Origin of the sequence: Allocatelliglobosispora scoriae (genome assembly GCF_014204945.1) — a bacterium.
Classification (GTDB): Bacteria; Actinomycetota; Actinomycetes; order Mycobacteriales; family Micromonosporaceae; genus Allocatelliglobosispora; species Allocatelliglobosispora scoriae.
The window spans coordinates 2,202,864-2,221,889 of record NZ_JACHMN010000003.1; the positions used below are offsets into that span (position 1 = coordinate 2,202,864).

General features: G+C 71.7%; 19 protein-coding genes. 13 read left to right on the plus strand and 6 right to left on the minus strand.

Annotated features, from left to right (window positions below):
* Nucleotides 1-2 precede the first annotated feature (2 nt).
* Complete coding sequence (locus tag F4553_RS36095; RefSeq protein ID WP_184845536.1) at nt 3-383, plus strand: PPOX class F420-dependent oxidoreductase; 381 nt, start codon at nt 3-5, stop codon at nt 381-383.
* On the opposite strand, the gene F4553_RS36100 is transcribed toward F4553_RS36095, so the two are convergent.
* From F4553_RS36100 to F4553_RS36115, 4 genes are all read right to left on the minus strand, one after another.
* Nucleotides 373-1,386 (minus strand): LacI family DNA-binding transcriptional regulator, encoded by a 1,014-nt coding sequence (locus F4553_RS36100; protein ID WP_184845538.1) that lies wholly within the window; start codon nt 1,384-1,386, stop codon nt 373-375. The genes F4553_RS36095 and F4553_RS36100 overlap by 11 nt on opposite strands.
* 260 nt (nt 1,387-1,646) lie before the next feature.
* Nucleotides 1,647-2,222, minus strand: a complete 576-nt coding sequence (locus F4553_RS36105; RefSeq protein WP_184845540.1) for a DUF305 domain-containing protein — start codon at nt 2,220-2,222, stop codon at nt 1,647-1,649.
* A 69-nt stretch (nt 2,223-2,291) separates the two neighbouring features.
* Nucleotides 2,292-3,032: a lytic polysaccharide monooxygenase gene (locus F4553_RS36110; RefSeq protein ID WP_184845542.1), complete on the minus strand. Its 741-nt coding sequence runs from the start codon at nt 3,030-3,032 to the stop codon at nt 2,292-2,294.
* A gap of 236 nt (nt 3,033-3,268) precedes the next feature.
* Entirely contained in the window at nt 3,269-3,913 is a 645-nt protein-coding gene (locus tag F4553_RS36115; protein WP_184845544.1) for a class I SAM-dependent DNA methyltransferase, read from the minus strand.
* Between the two features lie 231 nt (nt 3,914-4,144).
* On the opposite strand from F4553_RS36115, the gene F4553_RS36120 reads away from it, so the two are divergent.
* A complete protein-coding gene (locus F4553_RS36120; protein WP_184845546.1) occupies nt 4,145-4,504 on the plus strand; it encodes a DUF1801 domain-containing protein in 360 nt (119 codons plus the stop codon).
* 19 nt (nt 4,505-4,523) lie between these two features.
* Here F4553_RS36120 and F4553_RS36125 read toward each other — a convergent pair whose 3' ends face one another.
* The gene (locus F4553_RS36125) at nt 4,524-5,705 is read right to left on the minus strand and encodes an endonuclease (RefSeq protein ID WP_184845548.1); all 1,182 of its coding nucleotides are present in this window, start codon (nt 5,703-5,705) and stop codon (nt 4,524-4,526) included.
* A gap of 150 nt (nt 5,706-5,855) precedes the next feature.
* Between F4553_RS36125 and F4553_RS36130 the strand changes: the two genes are divergently transcribed.
* The 6 genes from F4553_RS36130 to F4553_RS36155 all read left to right on the plus strand — a co-directional run bounded on the left by F4553_RS36130 (nt 5,856) and on the right by F4553_RS36155 (nt 13,866).
* Nucleotides 5,856-6,230 (plus strand): hypothetical protein, encoded by a 375-nt coding sequence (locus F4553_RS36130; protein ID WP_184845550.1) that lies wholly within the window; start codon nt 5,856-5,858, stop codon nt 6,228-6,230.
* Between the two features lie 49 nt (nt 6,231-6,279).
* The gene (locus F4553_RS36135) at nt 6,280-7,047 is read left to right on the plus strand and encodes an exodeoxyribonuclease III (protein WP_184845552.1); all 768 of its coding nucleotides are present in this window, start codon (nt 6,280-6,282) and stop codon (nt 7,045-7,047) included.
* A 153-nt stretch (nt 7,048-7,200) separates the two neighbouring features.
* On the plus strand, nt 7,201-7,644 hold the full coding sequence (locus F4553_RS36140) for a hypothetical protein (RefSeq protein WP_184845554.1): 444 nt from the start codon (nt 7,201-7,203) through the stop codon (nt 7,642-7,644).
* A gap of 49 nt (nt 7,645-7,693) precedes the next feature.
* Nucleotides 7,694-8,770 (plus strand): LLM class flavin-dependent oxidoreductase, encoded by a 1,077-nt coding sequence (locus F4553_RS36145; RefSeq protein ID WP_184845556.1) that lies wholly within the window; start codon nt 7,694-7,696, stop codon nt 8,768-8,770.
* Nucleotides 8,771-8,780: 10 nt separating this feature from the next.
* Nucleotides 8,781-9,326, plus strand: a complete 546-nt coding sequence (locus F4553_RS36150) for a GNAT family N-acetyltransferase (RefSeq protein WP_184845558.1) — start codon at nt 8,781-8,783, stop codon at nt 9,324-9,326.
* Between the two features lie 226 nt (nt 9,327-9,552).
* The gene (locus tag F4553_RS36155) at nt 9,553-13,866 is read left to right on the plus strand and encodes a YML083C domain-containing protein (RefSeq protein ID WP_184845560.1); all 4,314 of its coding nucleotides are present in this window, start codon (nt 9,553-9,555) and stop codon (nt 13,864-13,866) included.
* A gap of 179 nt (nt 13,867-14,045) precedes the next feature.
* Here F4553_RS36155 and F4553_RS36160 read toward each other — a convergent pair whose 3' ends face one another.
* On the minus strand, nt 14,046-14,873 hold the full coding sequence (locus F4553_RS36160) for an alpha/beta fold hydrolase (protein ID WP_221470619.1): 828 nt from the start codon (nt 14,871-14,873) through the stop codon (nt 14,046-14,048).
* 79 nt (nt 14,874-14,952) lie between these two features.
* On the opposite strand from F4553_RS36160, the gene F4553_RS36165 reads away from it, so the two are divergent.
* The 5 genes from F4553_RS36165 to F4553_RS36185 all read left to right on the plus strand — a co-directional run bounded on the left by F4553_RS36165 (nt 14,953) and on the right by F4553_RS36185 (nt 19,021).
* Nucleotides 14,953-15,435 (plus strand): MarR family transcriptional regulator, encoded by a 483-nt coding sequence (locus F4553_RS36165; RefSeq protein WP_221470620.1) that lies wholly within the window; start codon nt 14,953-14,955, stop codon nt 15,433-15,435.
* Nucleotides 15,436-15,523: 88 nt separating this feature from the next.
* Nucleotides 15,524-16,363, plus strand: coding sequence for an alpha/beta fold hydrolase (locus F4553_RS36170; protein ID WP_184845564.1), 840 nt, complete (start codon nt 15,524-15,526; stop codon nt 16,361-16,363).
* A gap of 60 nt (nt 16,364-16,423) precedes the next feature.
* Nucleotides 16,424-17,056 (plus strand): dTMP kinase, encoded by a 633-nt coding sequence (locus F4553_RS36175; RefSeq protein WP_184845566.1) that lies wholly within the window; start codon nt 16,424-16,426, stop codon nt 17,054-17,056.
* A gap of 20 nt (nt 17,057-17,076) precedes the next feature.
* Entirely contained in the window at nt 17,077-18,054 is a 978-nt protein-coding gene (locus F4553_RS36180) for an ATP-binding protein (RefSeq protein ID WP_184845568.1), read from the plus strand.
* A gap of 7 nt (nt 18,055-18,061) precedes the next feature.
* On the plus strand, nt 18,062-19,021 hold the full coding sequence (locus F4553_RS36185; protein WP_184845570.1) for an LLM class flavin-dependent oxidoreductase: 960 nt from the start codon (nt 18,062-18,064) through the stop codon (nt 19,019-19,021).
* Nucleotides 19,022-19,026 lie beyond the last annotated feature (5 nt).

The following is a 19,026-nucleotide window of genomic DNA, read 5'->3' on the forward strand; positions in this document are numbered from 1 at the left end:
CGATGAGCTTCAGCGATGAGATCCGCCGCAGCAAGCAGGTCAACCTCACGACTTTCCGCAAGGACGGCACCGGGGTCGCCACGCCCGTCTGGCACGTCGTCGACGGCGATGAGCTCTTCATCATCTCCGAGGCCGAGGCGTGGAAGGTCAAGCGGATCCGCAAGAACAGCCGGGTGCTGATCACGGCCTGCGACATCCGCGGCAAGGTCGCGCCGGGCGCCGAGCCCATCGAGGGCCGGGCCCGCCTGCTCGACGACGCCGGGACGCAGGCAGCGCGGAAGCTGGTCGCCCAGCGTTACATCATGTCGCGGCTCGGCAACTGGTTCAGCCGCGTCCTCCACCTGCGCAAAGCGCCCGTCATCGGCATCGCCGTCACGATTTAGGCGGTGCGGTGCTGCCGCGCGGGGTGAGGTGCGCGGGCTCGTCGTGCATGCTCGTCACCGGCTTGCCGTCGATCGCCGAGAGCAGCAGCCGGGCCGCGTGCGTGCCGTACGCGGAGATGTCGCGGGTCATCGCCGTCAGCGGCGGGTGGACGAGGCGGCAGATCGGTGAGTCGTCCCACGCGATGATCGACAGGTCGCCGGGGACGGCGAGCCCCATCTCCTGCGCCACGGCGAGCCCGGCGATCGCCATGATGTCGTTGTCATAGATCAGCGCGGTCGGCCTGCTGGGCGAGCTGAGCAGGCGGCGCGTGGCGCGGGCGCCGTCCTCACCGGTGTAGTCGGTCGGGACCGTGACGGTCGTCAGGCCCAGCCGGGTCCCGGTCGCGGCGAAGGTCTCCGTGCGGATGGCGGTGTGCACGAGGCCGGAGATGCCGCCGACCCGGGCGATCCGCTTGTGCCCCAGCGCCGCCAGATACTCCACCGCCTCGATGAGCGAGACGCCGTCGTCGGACCAGATGCTGGCGAGCGGCCCGCTGGCGCTCGGCGGGCCGATCACGACGGCGGGCAGCCCGAGCCCGGCGAGCGCGGCGATCCGCTCGTCGCCGGTCCGCACGTCGCAGACGAGGACGCCGTCGACGCTGCGGTCGCTCCACCAGCGCCGATAGGCGGCGATCTCCGAGTCGTGGTCGGTCACCATCTGCAGCAGCAGCGCGTAGGAGTGGATCGACAGCTCGGCTTCGAGGCCGCTGATGAGCTCCATGAAGAAGGGTTCGAGACCGAGGGTCTTGGGCGGCCGGTGCAGGGTCAGGCCGACCACCTTGGAGGCGGCGCCGGCGAGGGCCCGGGCGGCGCTGTTGGCGCGGAAACCGAGGGAGTCGGCGGTGGCGAGGATCCGCTGCCGGGTCGTCTCGGAGACGCCGGGCAGGCCGTTGAGCGCGTAGGAGACGGCACCCTTGGAGACACCGGCCTCCCGCGCGACGTCGGCGATGGTGGGTCGTTTCACGCGGTCTGCCTCCGGCGGTCGTCCTGAACGAGGATGCTGTCCCGAACAAGGCTGCGCTGCTTTCTCGGTTCACCAATCGTAGCTGATCCCCGTGCGCCGGCCGGATACCGTGCGGGCTGCGTACGCAATCGACCGTTGACAGTCGCGAAACCGGGTCGTAAAGTCCGCCCGCTTACTCGGTTCAGTAGGGTGCCCGCAACCACTCGACCGTCACGTCGTGCAGCGAAGCGTAGCCATGCTTCGCTGCACGACGTGACCGGCTAGGCGACCAGCTTGAGCATCATCTCGATCTGGGCGGTTCGCGACTGGTCGATGCGGGTCGCGAGGTCCAGCGAACCGGGGTGGGCGCCGCTCGTGAGCTCCATACGGGCGTACTCGACGGCCTGGTGCTGGCGCCCGATCAGCAGGTTGAGGAAGGTCTTGTCGAAGTCGGCCGCCTTGCGCAGCGCCTCGACCTCGGACTTCCCGCTCGTCGGCAGGCCGCCGTGACCGGCGTGCAGGGACGGCTCGGCGGCGGCCGCGGTCGGCAGCGACCAGGCGGTCAGCCAGTTCAGCATGGTCTTCGCCTCGTCGGCCTGCGTCACCGCGACCGCGGCCGCGAGAGTCTTGACCTGCGGGTCGACGGCGCGTTCCTGGGCGAGTGTCAGGATCTCGGCGGCGGGACCGTACTGCGAGACCATCATCTGCAGGAACATCACGTCGGTGTCGTTGTGCGGCGCGGTCACCGGGTCGATCCGCTGGATCTGCTCCGGCGACTCGGGAACGCCGTTGGCGGAGCACCCCGCGCTCAGCGTGACGGCCGTGATCAGGACGGCGATTGTGGTAAGACGCTTCATCGGGTCTCCAGGATGGACGGTAAAGGGTCCGCACCCCGTCGGGGCGGTGCGGACCCGTTGTGCGGTAGGTCAGATCCTCTGCCAGAGCGCCGGGACGTTCGGCGGCTCCCAGCCGGCGATGGCGGTGTGACCCTGCAGGCAGCGGTAGCTGAGACCGCCGTAGGTCACGGTCGCGCCGACCGCGTAGGTGGTGCCGGCCGCCCAGGTGCCACCGGCGGGCGGCGGCGGGCTGCTGCTCGGCTGAGGACTCGGCGACGTGGGAGGCGTCGACGGGGGAGTGCTGGGCGGCGTGGTTCCGCCGCCGCCGACCTGAAGGTCGACACAGGAGTAGAACGCCATGGCCGTGTCGTAGACGTTCCACCGCGCCAGCAGCAGGATGCGGCCGGTCCGCCCACCCAGGCTGACGTTGTGCGTCACGGTCGGTCCTGGCTGCGCGCCGTGGTCGTCGAAGACGGCGATGCGAGTGCCGCCGACGAAGTACTCCCACGTGCTGGTGCGGTGCCGGGCCGTCAGGACCCAGTTGAACGTGACGTTGTTGCCGACCGATGCGGCGGGCCACGCCTTGCTGTTGTCGTTGAGGACGGCGAAGCGGCTGCCGCCTCCGTTGCACTGCATGGAACCCTTGGGCGCTTCCACGCTCTGGGGCTCCCAGACGATGTCACCGCAGTTGGTGACGCGTCCCTGTGCGCAGTTGGCCTGGCGGCTGGGCGGGGACGAGATGTACCCGTGCGCTTGCGCGGGGATCGTCACCAACAGCGATGCCAGGACGGCGATTACTGAGGCCAGGGTGATGGCCATCCGTTTTCGCATGAGCTACTCCTCGCTTCCGGGTGCGGGATGTAGTGCTATTTCGAGCCCTGCACTCGGTCGGAGGGCGGACCTAGCCGGCGCTCACCTGACGACTTTAATGTAAAGAAGCATAACAGTAAATATAGTTTATGAATGATCCGTTAAGGTGGCATGGCGTGTGTCGGAGCAACTGTCCTGCTTGGACGACCTCGTCGACTCGGTCGCTGAGCGCCGCGGAGAGCGCTCGGGACCACCGCCTATGACCGCCGCTGGGCCAGGAGGTGGGCGCGGCGGGATGCGTGCTCGTTCGGCCACGGCTCGCGTACCGCCGAGACCTTGACCTCGAACCCGGCGGCCGCCACCTCGGCGGCGACCCGGTCCGGGTCCAGGTAGTGGAAGTCCAGGGCGACGTCATGTCCCCACCAGCTCGCCAGCCGCTGCACCTCGCCCGCCGCGTGGTCGGCGTCGCTGACGTGGAAGGAGAGCAGCAGCCAGCCTCCCGGCGCCAGCGCGCGGGCCAGCTCGGCGAAGGCGACCGGCCGCTGCTCCTCGGCGAGGTGGATGATCGAGTAGGCGCAGACCGCACCCGCCCAGCCGCCGTCGGCCACCGGCAGGCTCAGCAGCGATCCGACCGTGAATTCGATCGACGGGTGACGCTGCCGCGCCACCGCGACCATGCCCGGGGAGAGGTCGACCCCGACCGCGTCGACACCGAGCCGGTGCAGGTAGGAGGTGATGTGCCCGGGTCCGCAGCCGACATCGGCGACGACGCCGAGCCCGGCCGACTCGGCGAGGATGGTGAGGAATGCCCGGTCGACGGGCTTGCCGGGCAGCTCGTCACCGATCTCGGCGGCGTACCGCGCCGCCACCGCGTCGTAGCCGGCGGCTGTGGGGTCCGTCATGCCGCGATCCTGCCATGCGCGGCACTCGGAGGGCTGACGGTGCACGATCCTGCCCGATGCCGGGGGCCTCCGGGGCGGCCGCCGACCATCGCCGATAGCCGGGAGCCCGCTCCGTCTGTCATGGTGGTGCCTTCCATGGTGGGGGTCCGCAGATGGTGGCACACCGAGTCGGGCTTACGCTGCCCCTGGTCATGGGACCGGGGCAAATGTGGATCATGATGGGGGTTTGTGATGAGCGACGACGTGCTGGGGCACATCGAGAGCCTGCGCACCAAAGCCGGCCAGGAGTGGCAGGCGGATGTCGCCGTGGCGTTGCGGCAGGCCGTCCACCTGGCGATCCCGGATGTACGGGAGCGGCTGCAGTACGGCAAGCCGCACTTCCTGAAGGGCCAGAAGTACGCGGCGGTCATCTCCGCGTCGAAGGCCGCCCTGTCGTTCACCATCTTCAACGCGGCGGAGCTCGCAACGCCCGGCGACGGATTCTTCGAGCCGGGTCCGGCGGAGCGCAAGACCATCAAGATCAAGGAAGGTCAGCAGCCCGATTACGCGCTGCTGACCACGCTGGTTCGTGAGGCCGCCGCCGGACTCTGACGACGGCCTCGGGGAGCGGTCACCCCCAGATGGCGGTGGCCCACTCGGGGTGGTCGATGAACGGGTTGCGGTTGCCCTGCCACGAGTCGTAGATCTTCTGGTTGCGCGTCTTCTCGAAGGTCGACGGCGGGTCCTGCAGGTTCCACTGCAGCAGCACCGACAGCTTGCCGATGTAGGGCGCCGAGCCGTTGCTGGTCGAGGAGTTCATCTCCAGGTTGGGCCAGCCGTCCTCGCCCTCGTAGCGGATCGCCATATACATGATCATGCGGGCGACGTCGCCCTTGTCGGCGTTGCGGGGCTCGAAGGAGTCGGCGTCGGTGTAGTTGCCGGGTGCGCCGCTGACCGCGCTGCCGCCGATGTCGAAGTCCTTGTTGCCGCGGGTGGAGTTGACCGACACATTGGACGGACGCAGGTGGTGCACGTCGGTGCCGGGCCCGGTCGCCGTGCCGAAGTCGCCGTGCGACTTGGCCCAGACGTGCTCGCGGTTCCAGTCGCTGACACCGCCGCCGTTGGACGACTTGCTCTGCGACACGCCGGTGTAGAGCAGGATCACGTTGTTGGCGTTGGCGGGGTCCTGGTCGGTCGACTTCAGCGCGTCCCACACCTGCTCGTAGGTGAGCTTCGTCTGCACCTTGATGATGGTGTGCAGCGCGGAGCGCAGCGCCGAACCGGACTTGCCGACCGCGTTCTTGTAATAGGTCTGGTCGTAGGGGCCGCCGGGCGGGGTGCTCCCGGTCGGGCTCGGGGTCGGGCTCGGCGGCGTCGTGCCGCCGAGGACCATCGCGGTCGGATCCTTCAGGCCGCCATGGGCGAAGTACGCCGTGAGCGTGCCCGTCACCGTCACCGAGCGCCCCAGCAGCCCGGGGTTGCTCTGCAGGCCGAATGCGCTGCGGTAGGCCGCGGTGACCTGCACGTAGAGGATGCGCGCCGTGTTCGTCTCGGTCACCGCGTCCGCGATCGCGATCGCGGTGTCAGCGGTGAAACCGGAGCGGATGACGGTGCTGGTGGCGGTGGGCTGGCCGACGATGAAGCCGGTCACCGCCGCGGAGCTGCCGTTCTGTGTGGCCAGCGCGGTGGCGACGGTGATGCCCGGAGCCGCCGAAGCTGACCCGGACACCACGGACGCTCCAATGACGACAGCGACACCGAGGGTCGCCACCAGCCTCCGTAGGCCGGACGATGCCAGCTTCTCGAGATTCATACCAAGCGATGGTAATGGTGCCGGGGATCACTGAGAAGACCGCGAAAGTGCCGTCCGCGTAAACATTTACCGTTGGCACTATCCCAGGTCGCGGGGCACGTGGTCGACCATGGATTGACGGGTCCGCCTGGGCTGCATAGGTTCGCGGGCATGGTCCCCCGCATCAGTCTGGTCGTGCTCGTCGCCGCGCTGGCGTTCCTCGGCGGCTGCGGCGACGGCGACGAGTCCGCGACCCCGCCGGCCGGCAGCGGACCGGGGGCGGCCGACACCTGCGGCGGTGCCGCGGCCACGGTGGGCCGGCGGGTGCAGCGGCCCGAGGTCACCTCGGTCACCGTCGTCGGCGAGTGCACCACCGTCATGATCGACACGAAGCTCGCCGACAGTGACATCGACGCGGCGCGGGAGATCTGTGACCGGGCCGGTGAGGTCGCCTACGCGGGGGGCGTCACCTCGGTCCGGGTGCAGGGCACCTCCGGCCGCGAGCTCGCCAACGGCATCCCCGGCGGGAAGTGCCTGGGCGGCTGACCGGGCGCGGTGCCGCGCGTGCGGGACCGGTGCGCACTACGGTGAGGCGGTGCGCCTGGCGACCTGGAACGTGAACTCCGTCAACGCCCGACTGCCCCGGCTGACGCAGTGGCTGGAGACGGTCGGACCCGACGTGGTCTGCCTGCAGGAGACGAAGACGGCCCAGTTCCCGCTCGCCGAGGTGCAGGCGCTCGGCTACGAGGTCGCGGCATACGGCACCGGGCGGTGGAACGGGGTGGCGGTCCTGTCCCGGGTCGGGATCGACGAGGTCGCGCAGGGGTTCCCCGGCGAACCGGGCTTCCCCGATCCGGAGGCGCGTGCGGTCGGCGCCACCTGCGGCGGGGTGCGGGTGTGGTCGATCTACGTGCCCAACGGGCGGACGCCGGACGACCCGCACTACGCGTACAAGCTGGAGTGGCTGGCGGCGTTGCGCGCAGCCCTCGCCGCGGAGCTGCCCGCCCACCCGGAGCTGGCGGTCTGCGGCGACTTCAACGTGGCGCCGACCGACGCCGATGTCTGGGACCCGACGGTCTTCGCCCACTCCACGCACGTCACGCCGCCGGAGCGGGCGGCCCTGGCGAGCCTGCGCGAGCTCGGGCTCGCCGATGTCGTGCCGACGCCGATGAAGGGCCCGCATCCGTTCACCTACTGGGATTACCGGGCCGGGATGTTTCATCAGGACAAGGGGATGCGAATCGACCTCGTCTATGCGTCGCAACCACTCGCGAGTCGGGTGGCCAGTGCGTATGTGGACCGGGAGGCGCGCAAGGGCAAGGGCCCGTCGGATCACGCCCCGATCGTCGTGGAGATCGCGTAATCATCCCGAAAGATGGGAGGGGGTGCCCTTCCGGCTCCACGTGGTGCAGTCTGGGACCGAGCGCAGCGTCGGGCTCCGCGGCGACACCCGCCGCACCTCAGCGGTCGTGCCGTGATCCGGCACACCGGTGCGACGCCCCCATGGAGCCCTCCCATGCAGCCCTCGCTCTCCGCCCGGATGCGTTCCCAGCAGCTCATCGCGCGGACCGCGGCCGGAGTCAGCGCGGGCCTGCCGCTGCTCGGCCAGCCCGCCCGCGCCGCCGCCGCGCCGCCGCCCGTGCCGCTCGCGCTCCCCGCCCACTGGCGCCCCGTGCCGGGCGCCGAGATCATCACCGCGTCACAGCGCTTCACCGCCTACGTCCCGGCCGCGGGCCAGGAGATCCACCTCCACACGGTGTACGGGCTGGGTTTCGGCACCGCCCACCGGCGCATCGCCTGGGTGACCCTGGGCACGCAGCGGGTCGCCGTCTACGCCGGGGACACCGAGGGCACCTTCGAGGCCCGGTGGGGCACCGACCTGGCCCAGCACCGCCTCGCCGCGACCGCCACGACGCTCGCCCGCTTCATGGAGCTGCTGCTCGGCCTCGACTGGGAGTAGCCTCGAACCTTTGGGTTCGCCCGCGGGTTCGCCGAGTCAGGAGCGGTTCATGCAGTTCGGGGTCTTCACCGTCGGCAGCATCATCCTCGATCCCACCACCGGCGAGAAGCCGACGGAGCACGAGCGGATCAAGTCGATGGTGGCGATCGCGCTCAAGGCGGAGGAGGTCGGCCTCGACGTCTTCGCCACCGGTGAGCACCACAACCGCCCCTTCGTACCCTCCTCCCCGACGACGATGCTCGGCCACATCGCGGCGCGGACGACGACGCTGCAGCTCTCGACGGCGACGACGCTGATCACCACCAACGACCCGGTGAAGATCGCCGAGGACTACGCGATGCTCCAGCACCTCGCCGACGGCCGGGTGGACCTGATGCTCGGCCGGGGCAACACCGTCCCGGTCTACCCGTGGTTCGGCCAGGACGTCCGCAACGGCATCCCGCTCGCGATCGAGAACTACGCCCTGCTGCACCGGCTGTGGCGCGAGGACGTGGTCGACTGGGCCGGCCGGTTCCGCACCCCGCTGCAGTCGTTCACCTCGACGCCGCGCCCGCTCGACGGGGTGCCGCCGTTCGTCTGGCACGGCTCGATCCGCAGCCCGGAGATCGCCGAGCAGGCGGCCTTCTACGGCGACGGGTTCTTCGCCAACCACATCTTCTGGCCCAAGGAGCACACCCAGTCGATGGTGGCGCTCTATCGGGAGCGCTTCGCCCACCACGGTCACGGCGGCGCCGACCAGGCGATCGTCGGCCTCGGCGGGCAGGTCTTCATCCGGCGCAACTCCCAGGACGCGGTGCGCGAATTCCGCCCCTACTTCGACAAGGCCCCGATCTACGGCAACGGGCCGTCGCTGGAGGAGTTCACCCGGGACACGCCGCTGACGGTCGGCAGCCCGCAGCAGATCATCGACCGGACGCTGGGCTTCCGGGACTACGTCGGCGACTACCAGCGGCAGCTCTTCCTCGTCGATCATGCCGGGTTGCCGCTCAAGACGGTGCTGGAGCAGCTCGATCTGCTCGGCGAGGAGGTCGTACCGGTGCTGCGCCGCGAGTTCGCCGCACTGCGCCCCGCGCACGTGCCGCTGGCGCCGACCCACGCCTCGCTGCTCGCCACCGCGCAGAGCTAGCATTCGCGGCATGTCGCTGTGGGAGACGGACCGGCTGATCATCCGGGACTGGACCGAGGAGCCGGCCGATGTCGAGCGGATCTTCGACATGCTGTCGCGCTGGGAGGTGGCCCGCTGGCTCGGCGCCACGCCCCGGGCCCTGACCGATCCGGCCGAGGCGGTCGGGGTGGTGCGCCGCTGGCGGGCCCGGGGATCGGCGGACGGCCGCTTCGGGATCTGGGCGATCGAGGTCCGCGCGACCGGCGAGGCCGTCGGCACCGTGCTCGTCATCCCGATGCCGGGGATGGGCGGCGCGACGACCGAGGACATCGAGGTCGGCTGGCACCTGCACCCCGACGCGTGGGGCAACGGCTACGCGACCGAGGCCGCTCGCAGCGCCGTCGACCGGGCCTTCGCCGCCGGCGTACCGGAGATCTTCGCCGTGGTCCGCCCGGGCAACGCCCCGTCCGTCGCGGTCACCCGCCGTCTCGGCATGTCGCCGCTCGGCCCGCAGCCCGACCGGTGGTACGACGGCGCCGAGCTGGAAGCGTTCGTCCTCACCGCTCCGTCGGCCTAGCCCCACGATCGCCGCAACTCTTCAAGAGTTGGTGCTTCGACGGCCAGCCCTCCGCCACGCTTTGCAGCGAAGCGTGCTCATTCGGCGTTGCGAGGGCACGCTTTGCTGCAAAACGTGGCCGGGGGGCGATAACACCAACTCTTCAAGAGTTGCGGTGGGTGGTGTGGGTCGGGGGCTGATCCGGGCACGGTAGGGTGCGCCAGCGATACCGCCGAAGGGAACCGTTGTGCTGAGCCGCTTCTATGGCCTGACCGTCACCGCCGAGACGGCCGCCGCCGTCAGCGAGGGTCTCACGACGCCGGACGTGGACGACCTGGTCGAGGCGCATCTCGCGACCAACTACGCCTACTTCGGGGCGATCGACAAGACACTCGCCGGGTTCGTCGTGCTCGACGACGAGGGCGACAACTACACGCTGCTCGACCTGCGCGGCGACGGGCGGATCTGGTGGCAGGACCACGAGACCCGCGAGCTCTACGCCCGGTTCGACACGCTCGCCGACTGGACCGCGTTCCGCGACGAGGTGGGCCAGGGCGGTGACGAGAGCGAGCTGCGCGACGCCTACCAGGGCGGGCTCGGCAACGGTGTCGAATCGGTCGGGCCGTCCACATCGGAGCTGGCGGAGCGGTACCAGTGGCTGGTGTGGTTGCTGGCACAGCCGATGCGCGACCGGCAGGGCCGGGTGACGCAGGACGACGACCAGCTGGTCCGCAGCGCGATGGGGCACCTGCGGTCGGTCTTCCCCACGATCGCCGCCGAGGTCAAGGCGTTCGAGGCGGAGCTGCCGCTGACCGCCGACGATCCGCACCTGGCGGTCTACTGGCTGCTGCACACCGCGATGCTCGGTCGCGTCGAGCTCCGGTCCCGGCTGACGCAGCAGGTGGGCGGGGTGGGCGTACCCCTCGTGGTGGCTTTTAGAGGTGTTTTCGGCGACCTGCCGGCGGCGGGCGACGTGGCGGTGGTGCCCGGGTTCCGGGCCCGGCGGTCGCTCGCGGTGCTCTACGCGGGAGCCGAGGGCCCCACGGAGCAGGCCGGGGTGGCGCTGGCGTCGCTGGAGATGGCGCCGGAGGTGCTGCCGCTGGTCAAGGTGGAGCAGATCCGGGCCGGGCTCGCGGGCGGCGACCTCGCCGACGCCGACGCCCGGGCGGTCGGGGAACGGCTCGCCGTCGGGCTCGGACGATCGGTGCTGCTCGCGACGCTCGACGAGCGGTCGGGCGCCGCCGCGAGCGCGCACGCCGACGACACCGCCCGGCACTCCACGGCGAGCACCGAGAGCTGGCCGTGGGTGATGCACACCCTGTGGCAGCTGCACCCGCTGATGCGCGACGGCGACGCGCTCGCCGACGCCGTGCGGCCGTTGCTCGCCGCCGACCCGCACCACCGGCGGATCCTGCTGCTCGCCCTGCACGCGCAGGAGCTCGCCGGACGGGAGATCTTCACAGCCCCGGCGGAGCTGACGGCCGCCGCACGGGTTGCCGAGGCCTCCGCCGCCGTGCTGCAGCGGCTCACCGCCGAACCCGCCGCCCGCGCCGAGGTCACCGACCCCGAGCTGCGCCGGGTCATCGCGCGGCGGGTGCTCTTCCGGTCGGGGCTGGAGGACTACCCGGCCGAGGTGATGAGCTGGGCGGTGCACGAGGTGCTCGCGTCGGACGATCCGGACCGCGGCGAGCTGATCGCCCGCGGCCTGGCCCGGCTCCCCGACGACGAGCACGGCAGCGTCGTCGACTCGCTCGCCGCGGGCATCGACTCCGCCGAGCACCCGCACGTCGCGGTGCTGCTCGGGCTGCTCGGCGCAGCAGCCGAGCCGGACGAGGCCGACTTCCTCGCCACGATGAACGCCGAGGACCAGTCCGACCGGCTGCTGCACGCCCTCGCCCCGGTCGCCCACGAACCGGCCGTCTTCGACGCGCTGATGCGCCTCGCCGAGCTGCCCGCGGGCCGCTCGGTCATCGATCCACTCTGGAGCGAGCTCTTCAACCCGTTCACCCGGGAGACCTTCATCGTGCCCCGGCTCGCGCCGGAGCAGGCGGTCCGCGCCGCTCAAGCCATGATCGACACGAAGCTGTCGCACCCGAACATCCACGCGCGCAACGCCGCGGGACACCAGCTCTACCGCTTCCATCACGCCGGTGCCGAGTCCTTCCTGATCAATGCCCTTGAGGTGTACGCCGACCGCTACGCCGCCGGCGTCAAGGGCGGTGGCCGGGTGCTCGACCACGGCCAGAACGAGGACACGCTGATCGAGGACGTCGTCGCCAACCTCTACGCGGCGGTCCGCGGCCTCGGCACCCCCGGTGCGCGGGCGGCCCTGGTCGAGCGGCTCTTCACCGAGCGGCGTTCCTACTGGCGGATGGGCAACGCGTTCGGCGAGGTCTTCGGCGCCGAGACCGAGGCGCAGGTGCTGGACCGGCTGCGGGAACGCCGCGACGGGCAGGCCGCCGGCTGCTACGCCTTCGCCCTCGCCGACTTCGTCAAGCAGGCCGCGCCCAAGGTCACGCTCCTCGCCGAACTGGTCACCTGGCCCGTGCCGGAGCCCGTGGTCGACCGGCGCTTCTTCAAGTACGCCCTCGTCGTCGGCGTCGAGGCGGCGCTCGCCGCGCAGCGGTTCGACCTCGTCCGCGCCGGTCACGCGCTCGCCGAGTCGATCGCCGAACCGGCGCTGGAGCCCGACAACCACGCCCGGGGGACGAGCTGGAGCAACCCCCTCGACGAACCCGCCACCGCGAAGCTGCTGCTCGCCGTCGTCACCGGTGCCGCCGACGCGAAACGGCGCAAGCTCCTGGACCGGGGCGCCGCCGACCGCCGGGCCGACCGTCCCCGGCTCGCGATCTCCGACCGGGACCTCGGCGTCATCGCCGGAGCCGTGGTGGCGCACCGCGTCCTGCACGACCGGCAGAGCGGCGAGGCGTGGTTCCTCGACCCCGACGGCGGCCTGCACCGCTTCGACGGCTTCGAGATCGCCCCGTTGACCTTCACCCCGCGACCGGTCGGCCACGGCCGGATGGCCGAATTCCTGGCGGGCACCACGGGCATCAGCGAGCGGGCGCTGTGCTGGGACGCGAAGGCAGAGCACTTCACCGAGGTGATCCGCTTCGACGACCGGGTCACCGTCACCTTCGGCCGCGACAACAGCGCCGGAACCCAGCTCGGCCTCGTCTTCCCCGCGGTGGCCGGTGCGGCCGACGCGTTCGCCCGGCTCGTCGCGAGTGCCGTCGCCGACGGGATGGCCCAGACCACGCCCTGGTATGTCCCCGGCCGGGGCGCGGTCCAGCGCAGCTACTACACGCCGCTGCCGGACGGCGGGTACAACTCCGACGGGCGCTCCTACCTGACGCTCTTCGACCGGCGGATCGATCGTGACTCGCCGCCCTTCGCCACGCAGGCCGAGGCGGTCGCGGCACACCAGGACGCCGAGTTCACCGCGATGCGCGACCGCAACGCCAGCCTCGGCTGTCTGGAGTGGACCTCCCGTATCCGGGTGCCCGAGGACATGATGCTCGCCGAGTGGCTGCGGGACCGGGTCCGCGACGACTCCCGCGACCCCGCCTGGCACGTCCGCGCCCTGACCGAGATCGCCGAATATCTCACCAGCCACGGCTTCACCCCGGAACTGCCGGGACTCGCGGTCACGGTGGACCAGCCCGCGGTCTCCGACGCCGCGCCGCCCGGTGGTTCACTGCCCGGTGATCCGCTGCCCGGTGATTCGCGGCCGCATGGTTCACTGCCTGGTGATCCGCGGCCGCATGGTTCGCGGCCCGGTGGTGCGCTGGACGGTAGTTCGCGGCCCGGTGGTGCGCTGGACGGTGGTTCACTGCCCGGTGGCTCGCTGGACGGCGGTTCGCGGCCCGGTGGTGCGCTGGACGGTAGTTCGCTGCCGGGGCGGGAGCATCCGCTGCCGGAGCCGCTCGCCGGGCTCTGGCGGGAGGTCGGCGGAGCGTCCTGGACGCTCGGCGGTGCCGGGATGCGGCTGCTCGGCCCGGCCGAGGTGCCGACGCGGCGGCCCGCGCTGCGGGAGTGGGCCCGGCTGCGGCTCGACGGGCTGCGCCCGGCCGCGGCGGCGGCCGCCGCACCGGCGCTGGCCCGGCTCGACGTGCTGGTCGAGCTCGCGGACGGCACCCCGGTCACGGTCCTCGACGACCGCGCCGCCGATGACGGCCGGGTCATGGCCCACCTCCCCGACGCCCGGCAGGACTTCTGGTGGGAGAAATCCCTGTCGTGGCTGCTCGCGACCCGTTTCCTCGGCATCTTCGTCGAGGCGGTCCTCGCCACCGCGCCGGTCACCGCGCAGCTCCGCTACGGCCAGCCGCTGCGGCCGGAGGCGGAGCGGCGTGCCTTCGAACTCCGCGTGCCCGGCACACCGGCCAGGGCCTGGTCGATCTTCGCCGACCCGGGGCTCGGGGTGGTCTCCACCCGCTCCGGCAAGCCCGGGGCGCTCGGTACGGTCCGCGTGGAGAACTTCACCGACGAGGCGAAGGCCGCCGCCCGCGCCGCGAAGCTCATCGCGGCGAAGCTGGCCGACGGCTACGTCGAGCTCAGCTGACCGCGCTGCCGCCGTCGCTGCCGCCGTCGCCGTCGCCGCCGCCGTCGCGCAAGATCGTGCTCGTTCCCGGAAGTAAGCCCTTCCGACACGCTCCGAGGGGACTACTTCCGGGAAAGAACGCGATCATTGCACGCAGGTAAGGGTGATTTCCCGGAACGTGCGCGAGCTGCACAGCGGAGTCAGGCTGGGGCGAAGAACCTGGTCAGCTCCGCGTTGAGGGCGTCGGCGTCCTCGGTCGGCATGGTGTGGTGGGTGGCGCCGGGGATGACGACCACCTCGACGTCCGGCAGCAGCCGCGCACCCTGTGCCGCCGCTGCGACGTCATGGTGCCGGGACCGCTCCGCGAGCAGCACGAGGGTACGGGTCGGCAGCGCGCGCAGCACCGCAGGGTCTGGCCGCTTCGGCCACACCAGACCGGTACGCCCACCCGGGCGCCCCGCCATCACCTCCAGCCAGCCGGGGTCGATGGTGCGTCCGCCGGCCTCCCAGGCGAGGAATTCCCGCATCCGCGCCGGTGAGCCGAGCAGGGCCCGGGCGCCCCGCAGCGCGTATCGGGCGGACTGCCCGCAGAAGCACTTCGTCGGGTCGAGCAGGGCGAGTCCGCTGACCCGCTGCGGCGAGTGCAGGGCGAACCGCAGCGCGATCCAGGCGCCGTAGGAGTGGCCGACGAGACCGGTCTGCCGCACGCCGAGGCCGTCGAGCGTGGCGCCGAGCCACTCCATCAGGTCGGCGAGGCCGGTCACCTTGTCCCCGTCGTAGCTGCCGCGCCCGCCGTCGGTGAGCAGGTCGATCGCGTAGACCCGGTGGGTGGCGGCGAGCGCTCCGACATTCGCGAACCACACGGTGGAGGTCGCCCCGCCGCCGTGGAGCAGGACGAGCGGTGGCGCGTCGGGGTCGCCGCAGGCGTTGACGCGGGTGGTGCCGAAACGGCCGGCCAGGTCGATCCGCTCGACCGGCACCGGCCAGCGGGCCAGCACGGCGTCGTAGGCGGTGAGGTACGGGTCCATCATTCCCCCAGGTGTCTTGATGGTCTATTATCTTGATGATCGAGATAATAGACCGCCTGCGGCGGCGGAGGGAAGTCGGATGATCGACGAGGGCACCATGCGGACGATTCACCAGCTCCGGCGGGTGACGGTCGCGCTCAACCTGCGCGGGGCGGAGTTCGCCGCGGCGCAGGGGCTGCACACCACCGATCTGCGGGCGATCATCAGCCTGCTCGACGCCGATCGCGAGGGCATCGCCGCGACACCGGGCTGGCTGGGCGAGCAGCTCCAGCTCAACTCGGCGTCGGTGACCGCCCTCGTCGACCGGCTGGCCCGCCTCGGGCTGGTCCGGCGGGACCGCGACACCGCCGACCGGCGGCGGGTGCTGCTCACGGTCGAGCCCAGCGCCACGGAGCTGGGCTGGGCGTTCTTCGGCCCGCTGATGGGCCGGATCGCCGAGGTGGCCGGGGCCTTCGACCAGGCCGAGCTGGCCGTGGTCGACCGCTTCCTGGCCGGGGTGCTGACCGCCGCCGGGAGCGAGGGCGCCGGGGATGAGGCCGCCGGGGATGTCCGGGGCACCTGATTCGGGGATTCGCCGTGCCCGGGCGGCCCACTGATGATCGGCTGGTAACCGGCGGGACCGTCCGTGTCCCCCGGCGAAGGGAACGATCATGGGGTTCATCACGGCAGCGGACGGCGCGCAGATCCACTACAAGGAGTGGGGGAGCGGCCGGCCGGTCGTCTTCAGCCACGGCTGGCCGCTCAACGCCGACTCCTGGGAGGCGCAGCAGCTCGCGGTCGCGAGCGCCGGTTACCGGGCCGTCGCCCACGACCGGCGGGGGCACGGGCGCTCCACGCAGACGTGGGACGGCAACGACATGGACACCTACGCAGACGACCTGGCGGCGCTGATCGAGGCGCTGGACCTGCGGGACGTGACGCTGATCGGCTTCTCGACCGGCGGCGGCGAGGTGGCCCGCTACATCGGGCGGCACGGCACGCAGCGGGTGGCCCAGGCCGTCCTGGTGTCGTCGGTGCCGCCGTTCATGCTGCGGACCGAGGACAACCCCGGTGGCGTACCGGCCGAGGTTTTCGACGGTCTTCGGGCCGGGTCGCTCGCGGACCGCTCGCAGCTCTATCGAGACCTCGCCGACGGGCCGTTCTTCGGCGGCAACCGGCCCGGCGCGAAGCCGTCGCAGGGCATGCGCGACTCGTTCTGGAGCCAGGGCATGCAGGCCGGGCACCGCAACACGCTGGAGTGCATCACCGCCTTCTCGGCCACCGACTTCCGGCCCGACCTCGACGCCTTCGACGTGCCGACGCTCGTCGTGCACGGCGACGACGACCAGGTGGTGCCCTTCGAGGTCGGCGGGAAGGCCTCGGCGGAGCGGATCAAGGGTGCCGAGCTGAAGGTCTATCCGGGCGCGCCGCACGGCCTCACCGACACGCACAAGGAGCAGCTCAGTGCCGATCTGGTCGAGTTCCTGACGGCCTTCGACCGGGGGCGGTGACCGGGCGCGTCACCCGTCGGGATTTCGCCGGGGTTGAACAGCGCGGCTATCGTCGCTGACATGGCCCATCCCGTGATCATTGCTTTGGTCGGCATCGACGGATCGGGCAAATCGAGCCAGGCCCGCGAGCTCGCCGCCTGGCTGACGATGATCGGCACCCCGGCGATCTCGTTCAAGGCGCCCGGCGGTCGGCTCAAGGTGGACCGGATCGCCCGCCGCCTGCGCCGCTCCGACGGCATCGACCTGCTCGGCCGCATCCTGTTCGCGTTCGTCGAGGCGACGGTCCGCTGGCTCGCCATCGCCCGGGCGCTGCTCGTCTCCCGCCTCACCGGCCGGACGCTGGTGATGGACCGCTACACCTACTGCCAGTTCGCCGTCATGGCCGCCCGGGGTGATCGCGGCCGCCGACTGACGCGCTTCTTCTACGCGCTGTTCCCCACCCCCGACCTCGTCTGCTTCCTCGCCGTGGACCCGGTCCGCGCCAAGCGCCGGATCGAGGCCCGGGGCTACGACACCGAGCCGCTCGACTACCTGCGCGCCTTCGACGCCTCCTATCGTGCGCTGCCGGAGTTCGCCGGATTCACCGTGATCGACGCCGACGGCACCGAGGCCGAGGTCGAGGCCGCGCTGCACACGCACGCCGCCGAGCTGCGTCGGGAGGGCCGGGCGCGTCGCGCTGGACTCTCGTTCTGAAAACGACTATCAAGTTCATTATGAAAATGGCATTCGTCGGCAAGGGCGGCAGCGGCAAGACGACCCTCGCCGCCCTGACGGCCCGGCGCATCGGCGCCGCCGGACCCGGCACCACACCACTGCTCGCCATCGACGCCGACATCAACCAGCACCTCGCCGCAGCCCTCGGCGCACCCGAGGACGAGGCGGTGATGCTGCCCGCCCTCGGCGACCAGCTACCCATGATCAAGGAGTACCTGCGGGGGGCGAACCCGCGTATCGCGAGCGCCGACGCCATGGTCAAGACGACCCCGGCCGGGACCGGGTCGCGACTGCTCACGGTCGCCGGGCCCAATCCGATCTACGAAGCGCTCGTCCGCGACGTCGGCGGCGTCCGGCTCGCCGTCACCGGGCCCTTCGCCACCGAGGACCTCGGCGTCGCCTGTTACCACTCCAAGGTCGGCGCGGTCGAGCTGCTCCTCAACCACCTCGTCGACGGGCCGGACGAGTACGTCGTCGTCGACATGACCGCCGGCGCCGACAGCTTCGCCTCCGGCCTGTTCACCCGCTTCGACGCGACCTTCCTCGTCTGCGAGCCCACCGTGAGAAGCGTCAGCGTCTACCGGCAGTACATCGGTTACGCCCGCGACTTCGGCGTGCGGGTCCACGTCGTCGGCAACAAGGTCGACGACGCCTCCGACGTCGACTTCCTCCGCGAGCAGGTCGGCGACGACCTGCTCACCTGGGTCGGCCGGTCCGACTTCATCAAGGCCGCCGAGCGGGGCGTCGCCCGGCCCATCGCCGACCTCGAACCCGCCAACGCCGCCGCCCTCGACCTGATCCGGGCCACCCTCGACGGCTGCGTCAAGGACTGGGAGCTCTACACCCGGCAGGGCGTCGAATTCCACCTGCGCAACGCGAGCGCCTGGGCCAGCGCCAAGACCGGGCAGGACCTCAGCGAGCAGGTCGACCCCGGCTTCGTGCTGGGACCGCAGGCGCTGCACCTCGCCGATCGCTGATCCGGGCGTGCCCCTGGACGCGTTCCTGACCAGCCGGTTCGGTCCGGCCGCCGCGCTGGCGCACACCCGCGCCGCCGAGGCGGCCGGGCTCGGCGGGGTCTGGCTCGCCGAGCACCACTTCGTCTCCTATGGACAGTGCCCGTCGGCGACGCTGCTCGCCGGGCACCTGCTCGCCGCCACCGCGCGGATCACCATCGGGACCGCCGCCTGCGTGCTCTCCGCCCGGCACCCGGTCGCCCTCGCCGAGGAGGCGTCGGTGCTGCGGGCGCTCGGCGGGGACCGGTTCGTGCTCGGGGTGGCGCGGGGCGGGCCGTGGATCGAGGCCGAGCTGCTCGGCGGGGGAGCGGAGCGTTACGAGCGCGGGTTCGCCGAAGCCCTCGACGTACTGCTGAGCCGGGTCTCGGGTGTCTCGCCGGTCGGTGCGGACGGCGAGTTCTTCCGGTTCCCGCCGCTCGCCGTGGTGCCGAACGTACCGGGGGTGCCGGTCATGGTCGCCGTCACCTCGGGTGCGTCGGCGGAGCTCGCGGCTCGGCGGGGACTGCCGCTGCTGCTCGGGGTGCAGGCCGGGGACGACGAGGTCGCCGGGGTGGTGCGCCGGTGGCGGGAGGTCGCCGAAGCCGAAGGGCACGATCCGGACGGCGGCGGGCACGCGCGGGTGCGGGTGGCGTACCCGGCGAAGGATCGTGCGACCGGGGAGCGCGAGCTGCGCGCGGCATTGCCCGCGTGGCTGGCCGGGATGGGGGAGGCCGTGCGGATCGCGGGCGGCACGGCGCGCGACCCGCGCGAGCACGTCGAGGCGATGCTGCGGCACCACCCGGTGGGGCGGCCCGCCGAGGTCGCCGAGCGGCTCGCCGAGAGTGCCGCGCGGACCGGCGTGCGGCGGCAGCTCTGCCTGGTCGAGGCGGTGCCGGACGCCGCCGCCGCGACCGATCTGATCGCCTCGCTCGGCGCGCTGCCCGACCGGTAGGGTCT